The organism is Streptomyces sp. NBC_01478, assembly GCF_036227225.1.
GTDB lineage: Bacteria > Actinomycetota > Actinomycetes > Streptomycetales > Streptomycetaceae > Streptomyces.
This window is the reverse complement of sequence record NZ_CP109444.1, coordinates 7,183,672-7,198,844: the sequence shown is the minus strand read 5'-3', so window position 1 is coordinate 7,198,844 and position 15,173 is coordinate 7,183,672. Positions and strand designations below refer to the sequence as shown.

The 15,173-nt window shown below is 69.7% G+C and carries 13 protein-coding genes; 1 reads left to right on the top strand and 12 read right to left on the bottom strand.

Annotated elements, in window-relative coordinates; all coding sequences use genetic code 11:
- The 8 genes from OG223_RS32715 to OG223_RS32680 form a co-directional block, all read right to left on the bottom strand.
- The gene (locus tag OG223_RS32715) at nucleotides 1-1,293 is read right to left on the bottom strand and encodes a thymidine phosphorylase (protein WP_329256268.1); all 1,293 of its coding nucleotides are present in this window, start codon (nucleotides 1,291-1,293) and stop codon (nucleotides 1-3) included.
- A gap of 82 nt (nucleotides 1,294-1,375) precedes the next feature.
- Nucleotides 1,376-1,786: a cytidine deaminase gene (locus OG223_RS32710; protein WP_019066919.1), complete on the bottom strand. Its 411-nt coding sequence runs from the start codon at nucleotides 1,784-1,786 to the stop codon at nucleotides 1,376-1,378.
- Nucleotides 1,783-3,045, bottom strand: a complete 1,263-nt coding sequence (locus OG223_RS32705; RefSeq protein ID WP_329256265.1) for an ABC transporter permease — start codon at nucleotides 3,043-3,045, stop codon at nucleotides 1,783-1,785. Before OG223_RS32705 ends, OG223_RS32710 begins: the two co-directional genes overlap by 4 nt.
- Nucleotides 3,042-4,169: an ABC transporter permease gene (locus tag OG223_RS32700; RefSeq protein ID WP_329256263.1), complete on the bottom strand. Its 1,128-nt coding sequence runs from the start codon at nucleotides 4,167-4,169 to the stop codon at nucleotides 3,042-3,044. The genes OG223_RS32705 and OG223_RS32700 overlap by 4 nt, the downstream gene beginning before the upstream one ends.
- Nucleotides 4,166-5,887 carry an ABC transporter ATP-binding protein gene (locus OG223_RS32695; RefSeq protein WP_443073856.1) on the bottom strand — a complete coding sequence of 574 codons (1,722 nt, stop codon included), beginning with the start codon at nucleotides 5,885-5,887 and terminating at the stop codon, nucleotides 4,166-4,168. The genes OG223_RS32700 and OG223_RS32695 overlap by 4 nt, the downstream gene beginning before the upstream one ends.
- 225 nt (nucleotides 5,888-6,112) lie before the next feature.
- Nucleotides 6,113-7,174, bottom strand: coding sequence for a BMP family lipoprotein (locus OG223_RS32690; RefSeq protein WP_329256261.1), 1,062 nt, complete (start codon nucleotides 7,172-7,174; stop codon nucleotides 6,113-6,115).
- Between the two features lie 228 nt (nucleotides 7,175-7,402).
- On the bottom strand, nucleotides 7,403-8,443 hold the full coding sequence (locus OG223_RS32685) for a BMP family lipoprotein (protein ID WP_329265598.1): 1,041 nt from the start codon (nucleotides 8,441-8,443) through the stop codon (nucleotides 7,403-7,405).
- A 276-nt stretch (nucleotides 8,444-8,719) separates the two neighbouring features.
- Nucleotides 8,720-9,961: a M20 family metallopeptidase gene (locus tag OG223_RS32680; protein ID WP_329256259.1), complete on the bottom strand. Its 1,242-nt coding sequence runs from the start codon at nucleotides 9,959-9,961 to the stop codon at nucleotides 8,720-8,722.
- A 239-nt stretch (nucleotides 9,962-10,200) separates the two neighbouring features.
- Here OG223_RS32680 and OG223_RS32675 point away from each other — a divergent pair, with 239 nt between their 5' ends.
- Nucleotides 10,201-10,881: a class I SAM-dependent methyltransferase gene (locus OG223_RS32675; protein WP_329256257.1), complete on the top strand. Its 681-nt coding sequence runs from the start codon at nucleotides 10,201-10,203 to the stop codon at nucleotides 10,879-10,881.
- Here OG223_RS32675 and OG223_RS32670 read toward each other — a convergent pair.
- The 4 genes from OG223_RS32670 to OG223_RS32655 are packed head-to-tail and all read right to left on the bottom strand — an operon-like array spanning nucleotide 10,857 to nucleotide 15,149.
- The gene (locus tag OG223_RS32670; RefSeq protein ID WP_329256255.1) at nucleotides 10,857-11,714 is read right to left on the bottom strand and encodes a hypothetical protein; all 858 of its coding nucleotides are present in this window, start codon (nucleotides 11,712-11,714) and stop codon (nucleotides 10,857-10,859) included. The two genes, OG223_RS32675 and OG223_RS32670, sit on opposite strands and share 25 nt — an antisense overlap.
- Before the next feature lie 37 nt (nucleotides 11,715-11,751).
- Nucleotides 11,752-12,840, bottom strand: coding sequence for a hypothetical protein (locus OG223_RS32665; RefSeq protein WP_329256253.1), 1,089 nt, complete (start codon nucleotides 12,838-12,840; stop codon nucleotides 11,752-11,754).
- Between the two features lie 54 nt (nucleotides 12,841-12,894).
- Complete coding sequence (locus tag OG223_RS32660) at nucleotides 12,895-13,833, bottom strand: N-acetylneuraminate synthase family protein (RefSeq protein WP_329256252.1); 939 nt, start codon at nucleotides 13,831-13,833, stop codon at nucleotides 12,895-12,897.
- 14 nt (nucleotides 13,834-13,847) lie between these two features.
- On the bottom strand, nucleotides 13,848-15,149 hold the full coding sequence (locus tag OG223_RS32655) for an N-acylneuraminate cytidylyltransferase (protein ID WP_329256250.1): 1,302 nt from the start codon (nucleotides 15,147-15,149) through the stop codon (nucleotides 13,848-13,850).
- Between the last annotated feature and the right edge of the window lie 24 nt (nucleotides 15,150-15,173).

Below are 15,173 nucleotides of genomic sequence, written 5' to 3'. Positions count from 1 at the left end.
TCAGGCAATCCGCTCCAGCACCACCGGCGAAGCCGTGAACGACGACCCCTCGGGGCCGATGTCGTAGGAACCCTCGACCGCCTCCAGGGCGTAGTCGAAGCGTTCCGGCGTGTCCGTGTGCAGGGTCAGCAAGGGCTGGCCTGCCGTGATCGTGTCTCCCGGCTTCGCGTGCATCTCCACTCCCGCGCCCGCCTGCACCGGGTCCTCCTTGCGTGCGCGCCCCGCGCCGAGGCGCCAGGCGGCGATGCCGATGCCGTAGGCGTCGAGGCGGGTCAGGACGCCGGAGGCCGAGGCCTTCACCACGTGCTGCTCGCGCGCCACCGGCAACTCCGCGTCCGGGTCGCCGCCCTGCGCCGCGATCATCCGGCGCCAGACGTCCATCGCGGAACCGTCCGCCAGGGCCTTCGCCGGGTCGGCGTCCTTGATGCCGGCCGCGTCGAGCATCTCCCGGGCCAGGGCGATCGTCAGCTCGACGACGTCCGACGGGCCGCCGCCCGCCAACACCTCGACGGATTCCCGGACTTCGAGGGCGTTGCCGGCCGTCAGACCCAGCGGAGTCGACATGTCCGTCAGCAGCGCCACCGTCTTCACGCCGTGGTCCGTGCCCAGGCCCACCATCGTGGACGCCAGCTCCCGCGCGTCCTCGATCGTCTTCATGAACGCGCCCGTACCGACCTTCACGTCCAGGACCAGGGAGCCCGTGCCCTCCGCGATCTTCTTCGACATGATCGACGAGGCGATCAGCGGGATCGCCTCCACTGTCCCTGTCACATCTCGCAGCGCGTACAGCTTCTTGTCGGCCGGGGCCAGGCCGTCGCCCGCCGCGCAGATCACCGCGCCCGTGTTCTCCAGGACCGACAGCATCTCCTCGTTGGAGAGCAGCGCGCGCCAGCCGGGGATCGACTCCAGCTTGTCGAGGGTGCCGCCGGTGTGGCCCAGGCCGCGGCCGGAGAGCTGGGGGACGGCCGCGCCGCAGGCGGCGACCAGCGGGGCCAGCGGGAGGGTGATCTTGTCGCCGACGCCGCCCGTGGAGTGCTTGTCGGCGGTCGGGCGCGACAGGGACGAGAAGTCCATGCGCTCGCCGGAGGCGATCATCGCGGCGGTCCAGGTGGCGATCTCCCGGCGGTTCATGCCGTTGAGGAGGATCGCCATGTTCAGGGCGGCCATCTGGTAGTCGGCCACCTCCCCGCGGGTGTACGCGTCGACGACCCAGTCGATCTGCTCGTCGCTCAGTTCACCGCGGTCCCGCTTGGTGCGGATGACGGAGATGGCGTCCATCGAGACTTGCGCCATGGCTTGGCTTTCCTTCCGAACGTTCAGAAAATGTGCGGCCCCGCTGCGGGAGAGGAACCAACTCAGCGGGGCCGTACGGGAGTTACCTGGTGAGATGGTCCGGCCCGAAGGCCTGCGGGAGCATCTCCGAGAGCGGCAGGATGCCCGCCGGTGTCTCCACCAGCAGGCCGGGGCCCCCGAACTCGTACAACAACTGCCGGCACCGGCCGCACGGGACGAGGATGTCGCCCTTGCCGTCGACGCAGGTGAAGTGCGTCAGCCGGCCGCCGCCGGTGCGCTGAAGGTCGGAGACCAGCCCGCACTCGGCGCACAGCCCCAGGCCGTACGACGCGTTCTCCACGTTGCAGCCGGAGACCGTGCGGCCGTCGTCGACACGGGCGGCGACCCCTACGGGATAGCCCGAGTACGGCGCGTACGCGTGGGACATCGCCTCCCGCGCCTCGGCGCGCAGTTCGTCCCAGTCGACGGCCAACTCGGCGGCGGGCGAGGTCACTTGCCCTGTCCCTTCCGGTACGGCAGGCCGTCCGCCTTCGGCATCCGCAGATGCTGCGCGGACAGCGAGAGCACCAGCAGGGTGACGATGTACGGGCTGGCGCCGACCAGTTGGGTCGGGACCTGGTCGGTGGTGGCGTACCAGACGAACATCAGGGCCGCGATGACCGCCGTGACGACGGCGGGGACGTATCGCTTCTTCCACACCATGTAGGCGCAGCCCGCGACGAGCAGGAAGCCGATCAGCAGGATCAGCGCGTGCACGTTGGTGGCGCCGCCGCGCAGGTTGAGGCTGTCGGTGTAGCCGAACAGGCCCGCGCCGAGGGCGAGTCCGCCCGGCATCCAGTTGCCGAAGATCATCGAGGCGAGGCCGATGTAGCCGCGGCCGCCGGTCTGGCCGTCGAGGTAGACGTTGGACGCGACGATCGACAGGAAGGCGCCGCCGAGGCCGGCGAAGCCGCCGGAGATGATCACGGCGATGTACTTGTACTTGTAGACGTTGACGCCGAGGGACTCGGCGGCCACCGGGTTCTCACCGCAGGAGCGGAGGCGCAGGCCGAAGGCGGTGCGCCACAGGATCCACCAGGTGGCCGGTACGAGGGCGACCGCGATGACGGTGAGCGGGGAGAGGTCGGTGATCAGACCGCCGATCAGGCCCGCGATGTCCGAGATCAGGAACCAGTGCTTCTCGTTGAGCGTGTCCAGCCAGCTCGACAGCCCTGGGATGTCGAAGGTGCCCAGGGAGTCGATCGGCGGGGACTGCTTGGCGGAGCCCTGCTCGGTGTTGGCGAAGGTGAACTTCGAGAGGTAGCGGGTCGTACCGAGCGCCAGGATGTTGATGGCTACACCGGAGACGATGTGGTTGACGTTGAACGTCACCGTGGCGATCGCGTGCAGCAGCGCGCCGAGGCAGCCGCCGATGATGCCGAAGACGATGCCGACCCACGGACCCCACTGGTAGCCGGCCCAGGCGCCGAACCAGGTGCCGAGGATCATCATGCCTTCGAGGCCGATGTTGACGACGCCCGCGCGCTCGGCCCAGAGGCCGCCGAGACCGGCGAGGCCGATCGGCACCGCCGCGCGCAGGGCCGTGGACATCTGGCCGGTGGACGTGATGCCGTCGGCGCCCGTGATGAGGCGGACGATCGACGTGAGGATGAGCGCGCCCGCGATGATCAGCAGGAGCACGGGGAGCGAGAAACGGCGGCCGCCCTTGCCGGGCTGCTGCGCCTGCGGCTTGGCGATGGTCGCGGTACTCATCGGGCCGCCACCTCCTTCTTCTCGGAGTTGTTCCGGGCGGCAGCGGCGAGTTCCTCACCGACGCGCTTCTGCTGGCGGCGCAGGCCCCAGGTGCGGACGACCTCGTACGAGATGACGACCGCGAAGACGATCAGGCCCTGCATGATCGTCGCGATCTCCTTCTGGTACGCGACCGGGGTCGCGTAGTCCAGGGCGGGAGACGCCTTGTCGAGGAAGGCCCAGAGGAGGGCGGCCAGCGCGATGCCGCCCGGGTTGTTGCGGCCCAGCAGGGCGATGCCGATCGCGGTGAAGCCCAGGCCCTCGGGGAAGGTGAGGCTGTAGGTGTGGCTGTCGCCGAGCAGCAGCGGCAGGCCGGCGAGGCCCGCGACACCGCCGGAGATCAGCATCGCGGTGAGCGTCATGCGCTTGGCGTCGACGCCGGAGGCCGCGGCGGCGGACTCGGACTCGCCGGTGGCGCGCAGGTCGAAGCCGAAGCGGGTGCGGTTGAGGACGAGCCAGTACAGGACGCCCATGATCGCGGCGAGGAAGACCAGGCCGTAGATCTCGCCGACGTCCGAGCCCAGGTCGATGCCCGGGATCCAGCCGGACTTCTTCATGATGCCGGTCGTCATGTTGTTGCCGACCTGCACGCCCCAGGTGTTGGTCTGCGTGAGGTAGAGGATCAGGCTGGTCGCGATCGCGTTCAGCATGATCGTGGCGACGACCTCGCTGACTCCCCGGGTGACCTTGAGGACACCCGCGATGCCGGCCCAGAAGGCGCCGGTGAGGATCGCGACCAGGAGCAGCAGCGGCACCTGGAGGACGGCCGGCAGGCCGATGTGCGCGCCGACGACCGCGGTCATCACGGCGCCGAGACGGTACTGGCCGTCGACGCCGATGTTGAACAGGTTCATCCGGAAGCCGAGGGCGACCGCCAGGGCGGCGATGTAGTACATCGACGCCTGGTTGATGATCAGCACCTGGACGTCGGAGTACCCGATCTGCTGGAGCATCAGGTTGTACGGCTCGATCGGGTTCTTCCCCGAGGCGAGCAGCACGACCGAGGTCAGCAGGATCGCGGCGACCAGCGCCATGACCGGGCCGGCCACGGCGAGGAGCACGCGCTCCTTGTCGAACTTCTTCATCGGGCCTCGTCCTCCGGGGCGGCGGTGTCGTCCGTGTTTTCTACGGTGCTGTCCGCGCCGTTTTCTACGGTGGTCTCCGCGCCGTCTGCTTCGTCCTCGACGTGTTCGAGGTGACCGGACGCGGCGCCGGTCATGGCCGAGCCGAGTTCCTCGGGTGTGACGGTGGCCGGGTCGGCGTCGGCGACCAGCCTGCCGTCGTAGATCACGCGCAGGGTGTCCGACAGGCCGATCAGCTCGTCGAGGTCGGCGGAGATCAGCAGTACGGCCAGGCCCTCGCGGCGGGCATCGCGGACGTGGTCCCAGATCGCGGCCTGCGCGCCGACGTCCACACCGCGGGTGGGGTGGGCGGCGATCAGGAACTTCGGCTTGTGGCTCATCTCGCGGCCGACGATCAGCTTCTGCTGGTTGCCGCCGGAGAGGGAGGCGGCGGTGACGTCGATGCCGGGGGTGCGGACGTCGTACTCCTCGACGATCCGGCGGGTGTCGGCCTGGGCGCCCTTGATGTCGAGCCACACGCCCTTGGCGTTCGGCTTCTCGGTGACGTGGCCGAGGATGCGGTTCTCCCACAGCGGGGCTTCCAGGAGGAGGCCGTGGCGGTGGCGGTCCTCGGGGATGTAGCCGATGCCGTGCTCGCGGCGCCTGCGGGTGGCCCAGGGGGTGATGTCGTCACCGAGGAAGGCGATGGTGCCGGAGTCGGCGTTCTTCAGGCCGATCAGCGCGTCGATCAGCTCGGTCTGGCCGTTGCCCTCGACGCCGGCGATGCCCATGACCTCACCGGCGTGGATGGTGAAGGTGACGTCGTCGAGGACGCGCTTGGCGGCGCCGCCGACGGCCGCGTCGCCGACCAGTCCGCCGCCCACGGGCTCCGACTCGGGGCCGAGGGAGGCACCGGCGGCGTAGACGGTGAGGCCCTTGACCTCGATGACGGGGGTGCCGGTGACCGTCGACTCCGCCGTCTCGGGGGTGGGGAGTTCGCTGCCGACCATCATCTCGGCGAGCTGGCGGGGGGTCGTCGCGGAGGGGACGGCCGTGCCGACGGTGGTGCCGCGCCGGATGACGGTGATCTCGTCGGCGACCGACAGGACCTCGCCCAGCTTGTGCGAGATGAAGATGACGGCGAGGCCCTCGGACTTCAGCTCGCGCAGGTTGCTGAAGAGGGCGTCGACCTCCTGCGGGACCAGGACGGCGGTGGGCTCGTCCAGGATCAGGGTGCGGGCGCCGCGGTAGAGGACCTTGAGGATCTCCACGCGCTGGCGCTCGGCGACACCGAGGCTCTCGACGAGAAGGTCCGGGCGGACGTTCAGGCCGTAGCGGTCGGAGATCTCCTTGATCTTCTTGCGGGCGCCGCCGCCGATGCCGTGCAGCTTCTCGCTGCCCAGGACGACGTTCTCCAGGACGGTGAGGTTGTCGGCGAGCATGAAGTGCTGGTGGACCATGCCGATGCCGCGGGCGATGGCGTCGGCAGGTGAGGAGAAGGTGACCTGCTCGCCGTCGACGGCGATGGTGCCCTCGTCCGGCTTCTGCATGCCGTAGAGGATCTTCATCAGGGTCGACTTGCCGGCGCCGTTCTCGCCGACGAGGGCGTGCACGGTGCCTTTGCGGACACTGAAGCGGATGTCGCTGTTGGCGACGACACCCGGGAAGCGCTTGGTGATCCCCACCAGCTCGACCGCGATCGTCGACTGATCGCCGAGTGGAGGGTTGCTGGACGCGTCGATGGCGAACTCTCCTTGTGGAAAGGGGCCTCTCTACGCGCGTAGCGCCCCTGCTTTAAATAGTGCCCGGACCTGACCGGTTTTTGTCTGGCATCCGATCCGTTCCGAGCATTCTGCCGCGCGAACGGGGCGCGGGGAGACATCCTCCCCACACCCCGTTCCGTGGCCGTAACGCTGTCATTACAGCGCTCTTTTGGCCATGGTCGTGACTGGCCTAGAACCTACGGTTCAGGAGGTCTTGACCTTGATCGTGCCGTCCTTGATGCCCGCCTCGGCCTTCGTGAGGGCGGCCTGCAGGGTGGCGTTGTCCTTGAAGGTCGGGTTGGAGTCGGCCAGGCCGACGCCGCCGTTGCTCAGCGAGCCGCGGATCTCGCCGCTCAGCGGCTTCTTGTCCTGGATGACGGACTTGGAGAGGTCGTACACCGCGCCCGCGACGTTCTTCAGGGCCGAGGTGAGGATGTACGGCTTGTACTTGGCCAGCGCGGCCTGGTTGTACTGGTCGGAGTCGACACCGATCGCCCACACCTTGTGCGCGGCGGCGGACTTGATGACGCCCTGGCCGGAAAGACCCGCGGCCGCGTAGACGACGTCCGCGCCGGCCTCGATCTGGCCTTCGGCCGCGGCCTCGCCCTTGTCGGGGCTGGAGAAGCCGCCCTGGGCGGCGGTCTGGGTCAGGTACTGCGTCTTGACCGTGACACCCTTCTTGGTGTCCTTGACGCCCTGCTCGAAGCCCGCCGCGAACTTGTGGATCAGGGGGACGTCCACGCCGCCGATGAAGCCGACGGTGTTCGACTTCGTGGTCAGCGCGGCGGTGACGCCGGCCAGGTAGGAGGACTGCTCCTCGTGGAAGACCATGTCGGCGACGTTGGCGGCCGTGATGGTGTTGTCGTCGATGATGCCGAAGGTGATCTTCGGGAACTTCGCGGCGGCTTCCTTGACGGCGGGGGCGTAGGCGAAGCCGACACCGATCACCGGGTTGTAGCCGGACCTGGCGAGGGTCTCCAGGCGCTGCACCTTGTCCGCGTCGGACTCGTTGTCCTGCGGCTCGACGTCACGGCCGCTGACGCCGAAGTCCTTCTCGGCCTTCACGAGACCCGCGTAGGCGGCGTCGTTGAAGGACTGGTCACCCTTGCCGCCGACGTCGTAGGCAAGACCGATGCCCTTGGACGTGCCGGCACTGCTGGAGCTGCTGGAGCTGGACTCGCTGGACGAGCTGCCGCAGGCGGAGACGGTTACTGCAAGAGCTGCGGTTGCAACGCCTGCAACCGCGATTCGGGACACCCGGCGCATGGAACGAGACTCCTTCGTGCAAGCGCCCAAACCAGGCGCTGGTTCCGCCGCAGCGTAACGCGCGTAGACCAGACGGAAAACCCCATCTGTCCGGTCCGTTATAGAGCTGTGGCCACAGATGGTGGCCAGCGTACGGACAGCCTGGCGCCCCTTGCGGGAGGCAAGGGGCGCCAGGCTGCAACGATGCCCGTAGGGCCTAGTCGTAGACCCTGGTCGTGGCGGGTCGTACTACTTGGTGTTGACGGTGATCTTGCCGGCGATGATGTCCGCCTTCGCCTTGTCCACCGCGGCGACGGCGGCCGTCATGGCCTTGTACTTCGGGTTGGTGTCGGAGAAGCCGACGCCGTCGTTGTCGAGGCCGTAGCGGACCACGCCGGTCTTGGGCTTGCCCTCGTAGACCGACTTCACCAGGTCGTAGACGGCGCCGCCGACGTTCTTCAGTGCCGAGCCGAGGATGGCGTCCTTGTACTTGGCGAGCGCCGCCTGCTCGTACTGGTCGGAGTCCACACCGATGGCCCAGATGCCCTTGGCAGAGGCCTCGGAGATGACGCCCTGGCCGGACAGACCGGCGGCGGCGTAGATGACGTCCGCGCCCGCGTCGATCTGGCCGCTCGCCGCGTCCTTGCCCTTGTCGGGGCTGGAGAAGCCGCCCTGGGCCGCGGTCTGCGTCAGGTACTGCGACTCGATCTTGATGCTCGGGTTGACGGACTTGGCGCCCTGGTCGAAGCCCGCCTCAAACTTGTGGATGAGGGGGACGTCCACGCCGCCGATGAAGCCGATGTGGTTCTTCTTCGTCGCCTTGGCCGCGGCGACGCCCGCGAGGTAGGAGGACTGCTCCTCGTGGAAGACGAGGTCGGCCACGTTGGCGGCCTTGTCCTGCTCGTCGTCGATGATGCCGAACGTGATGTTCGGGAACTTCGCGGCGGCTTCCTTGACGGCGGGGGCGTAGGCGAAGCCGACACCGATCACCGGGTTGTAGCCGGCCGTGGCCAGGCTCTCCAGGCGCTGCACCTTGTCCGCGTCGGACTCGTTGTCCTGCGGCTCGATGTCGCGGCCGGAGATGTTGAACTCCTTCTCGGCCTTCTGGAGACCGGCGTAGGCCGCGTCGTTGAAGGACTGGTCGCCCTTGCCGCCGACGTCGTAGGCGAGGCCGATGCCCTTGCCGGTGTACTTGCCGGACGAGGACGACGAACTGTCGGTGGCCTTGTCGGCATCCTTGCTGGAGCTACCGCAGGCGGTGGCCGCGAGGGCGATGACCGTGACGGCCACCGCTGCTTGGGAGAACTTCGTCCTCCGAGATGTCTGACGCACAGCAAGCACTCCTTCGTCCCCACGGCACCGTTATCGGACCGCTTCCCCAAGCCGCCGCCACTGTGGCGATTTCCGCGCACAGTAACGCGCGTAGACGAGGAGGGGAACGGGGTTTCTCCTTGCCGTTACCGGATCGTGCCGCCGCCGCGTTACGTTCACGCGCCGGTGGTTACACCCGGGTGACACAAGGGGACGTAGGGGTACCGAACGGGCACTCCCACGTCCCCTTCCCGTTCAGAGCGCGGCGTCGATCAGCGCGGCGGCGGTGAACAGCTCCACGCCGACCGTGATCGCGGACTCGTCGGCGTCGAAGTCGCCCTGGTGGAGGTCGCGCACGGTCCGCTCCCCCGGGGTCCGCACGCCGAGCCGGGCCATGGCGCCGGGCACGTGCTCCAGGTACCAGGAGAAGTCCTCGCCGCCCAGGCTCTGTTCGGTGTCCTCGACGGAGAGGGGCCCGCGCCGCGCGATCATCGCGTCCCGCAGCAGCTCGGTGACGAGCACGTCGTTGACCACGGGCGGCACCCCGCGCACGTAGTTGATCGCGGACTTGGCCCGGTACAGCCCGGCGACCTCGTCGATCGCCGCGTGCACGACGTCGGGCGCCTGCCGCCAGGCGTCGAGATCGAGACACCGTACGGTGCCCGACAGCTCGGCGTGCTGCGGGATGACGTTGGGCGCGTGCCCCGACTCGATCCGCCCCCAGGTCACGGAGACCCCGCTGCGCGCGTCCATCCGGCGGGCGACGAGGGCGGGCACGTCGGTGGCGACCCGGGCGGCGGCGGTCACCAGGTCGGTGGTGAGGTGCGGCCGGGCGGTGTGCCCGCCGGGGCCGTCCAGGGAGACCTCCAGCCGGTCGCAGGCCGAGGTGATGGGACCGACCCGCAGCCCGATCCGCCCGCTGTCCACCTTGGGGTCGCAGTGCACGGCGATGATCCGCCCCACCCCGTCCAGCACCCCGCACTCGATGGCGTCGGCCGCGCCGCCGGGCAGGACCTCCTCGGCGGGCTGGAAGAGCAGCCGTACGGCCCGCGGCAGCAGTCCCTGTTCGTGCAGCCTGGCGAGCACGAGGCCGGCGCCGAGCACCACGGTGGTGTGGATGTCGTGGCCGCAGGCGTGGGCCCGGTCGGGCACGGTGGAGCGGTACGCGCAGTCACTCTTCGTGTCCGGGATGGGCAGGGCGTCGATGTCGGCGCGCAGCGCGAGCATGGGTACGGCGGTGTCGCGGGGGCCGATGTCACAGACGAGCCCGGTCCCGATGGCGAGGACGCGCGGCTGGAGACCGGCCTGTTCCAGCCGGGCCTTGATCGCGGCGGTGGTCCGGAACTCCTGGTTGCCCAGCTCGGGGTGCATGTGCAAGTCGCGCCGGAAGGCGACGAGTTCGGCACGCAGGTCCTCCGGCAGGGTGCCCGAAAGCACATTCCCGACGGATTCGACCTCGGACTCTGCCTCGGACTCTGGTGACTTCAATTGCTTCACCCTCTGAAGGGTAGGGCGCCCGGGTGGTCAACTGACCCTCGATCAACAAAAGTTCAACCCGTTAGTCGAAGAAAATCTGACCGCCGGCCGCATAGCTGCTTGCTGGGATGGGTAAACTTCCCGCTTCTTCTGGGATACCACGCCTCACCACAGCACAGCTTGAACCGTCCGTATCGCGGAATCCTCACCGCCACGCGACGCTACGGCTACGCAGTGTGTCCTTGGTAGGGTCCGCCGACGTGACCGACCCGAACGCGGCTGCGACCGCGGACTTCATAGAGGCCACCCGCTCCTCCTACGACACGATCGCCCCCGCGTACAGCGCCGAGCACCCCGACGGCCTGGGCGCGGGCCCCCTCGAAACCGCCCTGCTGGCCGCCTTCGCCGAGCTCGTCCGTACGGCGGCGGACAAGGCACCGGTGGCCGACGTCGGCAGCGGCCCCGGCTATGTGACGGCGCGCCTGAACGCCCTCGGCGTCCCGGCCTTCGGCATCGACCTCTCCCCGCACATGGTGGCGCTGGCCCGCGAGGCGCATCCCCAACTCCGGTTCGAGGTGGGCTCGATGACCGCCCTGGACGTACCGGACGAGACCCTCGGCGGTGTGATCGCCCTCTACTCGACGATCCACATCCCGGACGACCGCCTGCCGGACGTCTTCGCCGAGTTCCACCGGGTCCTGCGGCCGGGCGGCCAGGTCCTGCTCGCCTTCCAGGCCTCGGAGGGCGAGCACATCCACATGACCGAGCGCTACGGCCAGGACATCGCGCTCGACTACTACTTCCGCACCCCGGCCCAGATCGCCGCACACCTCACGGAGGCGGGCCTGACCCTCGCCGCACAGGCCCGCGTGGAGCCCACGGGCCAGCAGAGGTTGGGCCGCGCCTTCATTCTGGCTCACAAGCCTTCCGCTTCCGAATGAGCGGTGACGGTAAGGAGCAGGGGTGACCGCACCCCGAGCCGGGCGGCACAGTCGGCGACGGTAGCGGCCAGCCATCCGATCGCGTCGCAGGACCACTCGGCGAGATCCCCGCGCAGTGTCATGCCGTGCAGGGGCGGCCCGTTCCAAAAGCTGTCGTGGAACAGCGGCGGAAGGACATCGCCCGGCGCGGCGACGTCGTGATCCCCGCACGTGAACACGTCCTGGTTCAAGTCCCGCAGATCCTGGGCGAGTTGACGCGCGACGGCCGGGATCACCGGATCGCGTCCGCTGTTGACGCGGACGTCCACCGGGGTCCTGGCCGCCGGGTCGCGCTCGCCGAACCACTCGGTGGTGAGGAGGGACGGTACGGCAGCGTAGGGCGGCCGGGTGCCGGGATCGATTCCCTGGACCGGCAACAGCACCTGCACGGCGGAGAGCCGTACCGTGCCGATCCGTGCCGTCACGTCCTGGGCGCAGCGGAGGAACGGCTGGACGGGGAGCGGCCGTTCGGCCGTCACAGGACCGGCCTCTACCTGGAACCAGGAGACCAGTCCCGCGTCGGGCGCGGCCCCGGGGTGGGCCCAACCGGCGTCGTTCATGGCCCAGAGTCCCGGGCCGCCGACCGGACGCTCCTCGCCGGTGCGCCCCGAGGTCAGGACCGCCCGGTCCTCCAGCCAGCCCATGGCGAGCGAGCGCCGGTGGAACAGTTGATACGCGTCGTGCTCGGAGTCGGGGTCGTGCCAGGCGTGCGGGGTGAGTTCGCCGTACAGGGCGGCGAACAGGGTGCCGGCGGTGGGCGGGGTCGTAGGCGCGATTCCTGGTTGTGGTTGCACGCCTTGAGCGTGACAGGCCGCCCCCGCCCCGGCCGTCCTACGCCACCGTCACCGCCGACAGCCGATGCACATCCCGCGCCGTCCCCGTGACCCCCGACAGGAACCCCTGCGCGCGAGGCGAGGCGTTCTCCGTCAGCCACGCGGGGTCGATGTCGCACACCGCGACCCGGACCTCCGTGCCGACCAGGGCCAGCGGCAAGGTGTGGACGACGGTCGAGGGGAAGCTGAGGATCGTACGGCCGATGGGGCCGCGGCGGGCGATCAGTTCAAGGGGAAGGTCCGGGCGGACGATCTCCAGGCCCGTCTCCACCGCCAGCCGGTGGAGTTTCTCCGTGCTCTCGCGGCGGTGGGCGAAGTAGCGGGTCGCGCCGTGGGCCTTGGCGAGGGTGGCGACCGCCTCCAGGTAGCGGTCGTTGTCGACCACGCCCGTTTCCACCAGGGATGTGCCGACCATGTCGGCGCCCTTGGTGATGCGGGGCGGGCCGAAGGTGGCGCGGGTCCAGGCGAAGGCGTTGGCCGTGATCGTGACGCCCTCCGGGGTCGTCTCGATCGGCATGGACGAGAAGATCTCCACCGTGCGGCGGGCGCTCGGGGTGAGGCGGCGGCGGGCCGCCGAGGAGACCGGGGCGAAGATCAGGTCGCGGGGGCCGGGGCGGCCGCCCTTGCGGTGCCAGCGCACCAGGCGTTCGCCGCTGGCGAGTTGGGCGACGAACTCCATCGTGGCGGTGCCGTCGTCGACCACGACCAGGTCGCGTGCCCTGGTGATCGTGAGCAACAACTGCACATACCGCGAGAACGGGTCGCCCATGACGATCCGGTCCGCCCGGCGGAGGAGCCGGGCCAGGCCGCCGATGGTCTGGAAGGGGGCCAGGGGTCCGCCCCGCGCCTCCTCCCAGCGCACGGTGTGGCCTTCGTCGCGGGCGAGGTCGGCCATGCGGCGCAGTTGGCCGCGGGTCATCGGGTCGGTCGGCGACAGGACCACGAGGGTGAGCCCCCCGCCGGGTGCCTCCTCGGCTCGGGGCGCACGCAGGTGCGCCCACTCCAGCACGTTCAGAAGCTGTACCGGACTCTCCACGAACGCGAGAGTGTGGGGGGTGAGACCGGCTTTGCCGGCGTGGGGGCTCATTGTCGTACGACCGTCCCGTGACCGTAAGTGACGCTGGCGCTTAATGGCTCAAACTCAGACCGAGACCGGCTCGCCCGCGGCCGCGGCGATCTCCGCCTCGGCGACGACGCCGTTGACGCGACGGAGCTTCTTCATCGGGCCGAGCTCCGACTCGTAGACCTTCTTGACGCCGTCGCCGAGGGAGGCCTCGATGGTGCGGATGTCGCGGACGAGGCGGGTCAGGCCCTGCGGCTCGACGGAGGCCGCCTGGTCCGAGCCCCACATGGCGCGGTCGAGGGTGATGTGACGCTCGACGAAGGTGGCGCCGAGGGCGACCGCGGCGAGGGTGGTCTGCAGGCCCGTCTCGTGACCGGAGTAGCCGATCGGCACGTTCGGGAACTCGGCCTGGAGGGTGTTGATGACGCGGAGGTTGAGCTCCTCGGCCACCGCCGGGTAGGTCGACGTGGCGTGGCACATCAGGATGTTGTCGCTGCCGAGGACCTCGACCGCGTGGCGGATCTGCTTCGGGGTCGACATGCCGGTGGAGAGGATGACCGTGCGGCCGGTCGCGCGCAGCGAGCGGAGCAGCTCGTCGTCCGTGAGGGAGGCGGAGGCGACCTTGTGGGCCGGGACGTCGAACTTCTCCAGGAAGGCGACGGCCTCGGTGTCCCACGGGGAGGCGAACCAGTCGATGTTCTTGCTCTTGGCGTACTCGTCGATCTGGCGGTACTCGTCCTCGCCGAACTCCACGCGGTGGCGGTAGTCGATGTAGGTCATGCGGCCCCAGGGGGTGTCGCGCTCGATGTCCCACTGGTCGCGCGGGGTGCAGATCTCCGGGGTGCGCTTCTGGAACTTGACGGCGTCGCAGCCGGCTTCGGCGGCGGCGTCGATCAGCTTGAAGGCGTTCTCCAGCTCACCGTTGTGGTTGATGCCGATCTCACCGACGACGTAGACGGGGTGGCCGGGTCCTGCGGTCTTCGAACCGAACTGGCGCAGACGGGAGTTGTTGCTCATGACAGCGGGTTTCCTTACTTGGTGAGGGAGTCGAGAGAGGGGCCGAGGATCCAGCTGGCGATCTCTCGGACAGCGCCGTCGCCACCGGGCACGGTGGTGACCGCGCGTGCGGCGCCGCGTACGACGTCGTGGGCGCTCGCGACCGCCACGGGCCAGCCCACGAGGGCGAAGCACGGGAGGTCGTTGACGTCGTTGCCGACGTAGAGCACGCGCTCCGGCGCGATGCCCTGCTCCTCGCACCACTGCTTGAGTGCGAGGTCCTTCCGGTCGATGCCGTGCAGGACCGGGAGCTGGAGCTTCCGGGCCCGGGCGGCGACGACCGGGTTCTGCTCCGAGGACAGGATGAGCATCTTCAGGCCGCTCTTGCGCAGCGCCGCGATGCCGAGCCCGTCTCCGCGGTGCACGGAGACGAACTCCCGTCCGTCGGAATCGATCAGCACCCTGTCGTCGGTCTGGGTGCCGTCGAAGTCGAGTACGACCGCGTCGATGTCGTCTGCGGTCGGGAGTGAGCCGGGGCGGTCCGCGTCGAAGAGGGGGGCCAACGCCCGTGCCCTGGCCAGCTCGTGGGGATCGTCGATCTCCAACACGCGGGCGGGGTCGGTCCGTACGAGCTCGGTGCGGCCGAAGAAGCGGTGGCCGACCTTGCGGAAGCCGACCGCGTCCATGCCGTAGACGGCGCCGGTCTCCAGGAAGTCCTGGGGGCGGTCCTGGCGGCGCGGGCGGAAGGACTTGTCGTGGTTGACGCCGTAACCGCCGCTGGTGACAGGGGGGTTGGCGACCTTCGTGGCGCCGCCGATCTGGCCGGTGCCGGTCGCCTCGACGACCGCGGTCGCCTCGTCGTCCGCGTCGCGCCACACGAAGCCGTGGAAGGGGGCGACGGTGTGGGCGGTGTCGGCGCCGTTCGCGACGATCGCGCCGACGATGCCGTCGACGTCCTCGCGGACGATGAAGGGGCTGGTGCACTGCACGAGCAGGACCACGTCGACGGCCGCGCCGTGCAGGGCCTCGTGGGCGTCCATGGCGTGCAGGACGGCGGCCTCGGAGGTCGCCGTGTCGCCGGCGATGGCGGCGGGCCGCAGCACGACCTCGGCGCCGGCCAGGCGGGCGGCGGCGGCGATGGCCTGGTCGTCGGTGGAGACGACGACGTCCGTCACGAGCCGCGAGGCGAGGCACTCGCGGATGGCGCGGGCCACCAGCGGGACGCCGCCGACGGGGGCGAGGTTCTTGGCGGGGACGCCCTTGGAGCCGCCGCGTGCGGGGATCACCGCGAGCACCCGGCGCATCGAAGCGCCTTGGCCCGCTTGCGGGTTGGACATGGGCTCTACTCCTTGAGCGGGAAT

Bases quoted from the DNA above. Each gene is read 5' to 3' on its own strand.
- OG223_RS32715 (WP_329256268.1), bottom strand. From the start codon at position 1,293: ATGGCGCAAGTCTCGATGGACGCCATCTCCGTCATCCGCACCAAGCGG.
- OG223_RS32705 (WP_329256265.1), bottom strand. From the start codon at position 3,045: ATGAGTACCGCGACCATCGCCAAGCCGCAGGCGCAGCAGCCCGGCAAG.
- OG223_RS32700 (WP_329256263.1), bottom strand. From the start codon at position 4,169: ATGAAGAAGTTCGACAAGGAGCGCGTGCTCCTCGCCGTGGCCGGCCCG.
- OG223_RS32690 (WP_329256261.1), bottom strand. From the start codon at position 7,174: ATGCGCCGGGTGTCCCGAATCGCGGTTGCAGGCGTTGCAACCGCAGCT.
- OG223_RS32665 (WP_329256253.1), bottom strand. From the start codon at position 12,840: ATGAGCCCCCACGCCGGCAAAGCCGGTCTCACCCCCCACACTCTCGCG.
- OG223_RS32660 (WP_329256252.1), bottom strand. From the start codon at position 13,833: ATGAGCAACAACTCCCGTCTGCGCCAGTTCGGTTCGAAGACCGCAGGA.
- OG223_RS32655 (WP_329256250.1), bottom strand. From the start codon at position 15,149: ATGTCCAACCCGCAAGCGGGCCAAGGCGCTTCGATGCGCCGGGTGCTC.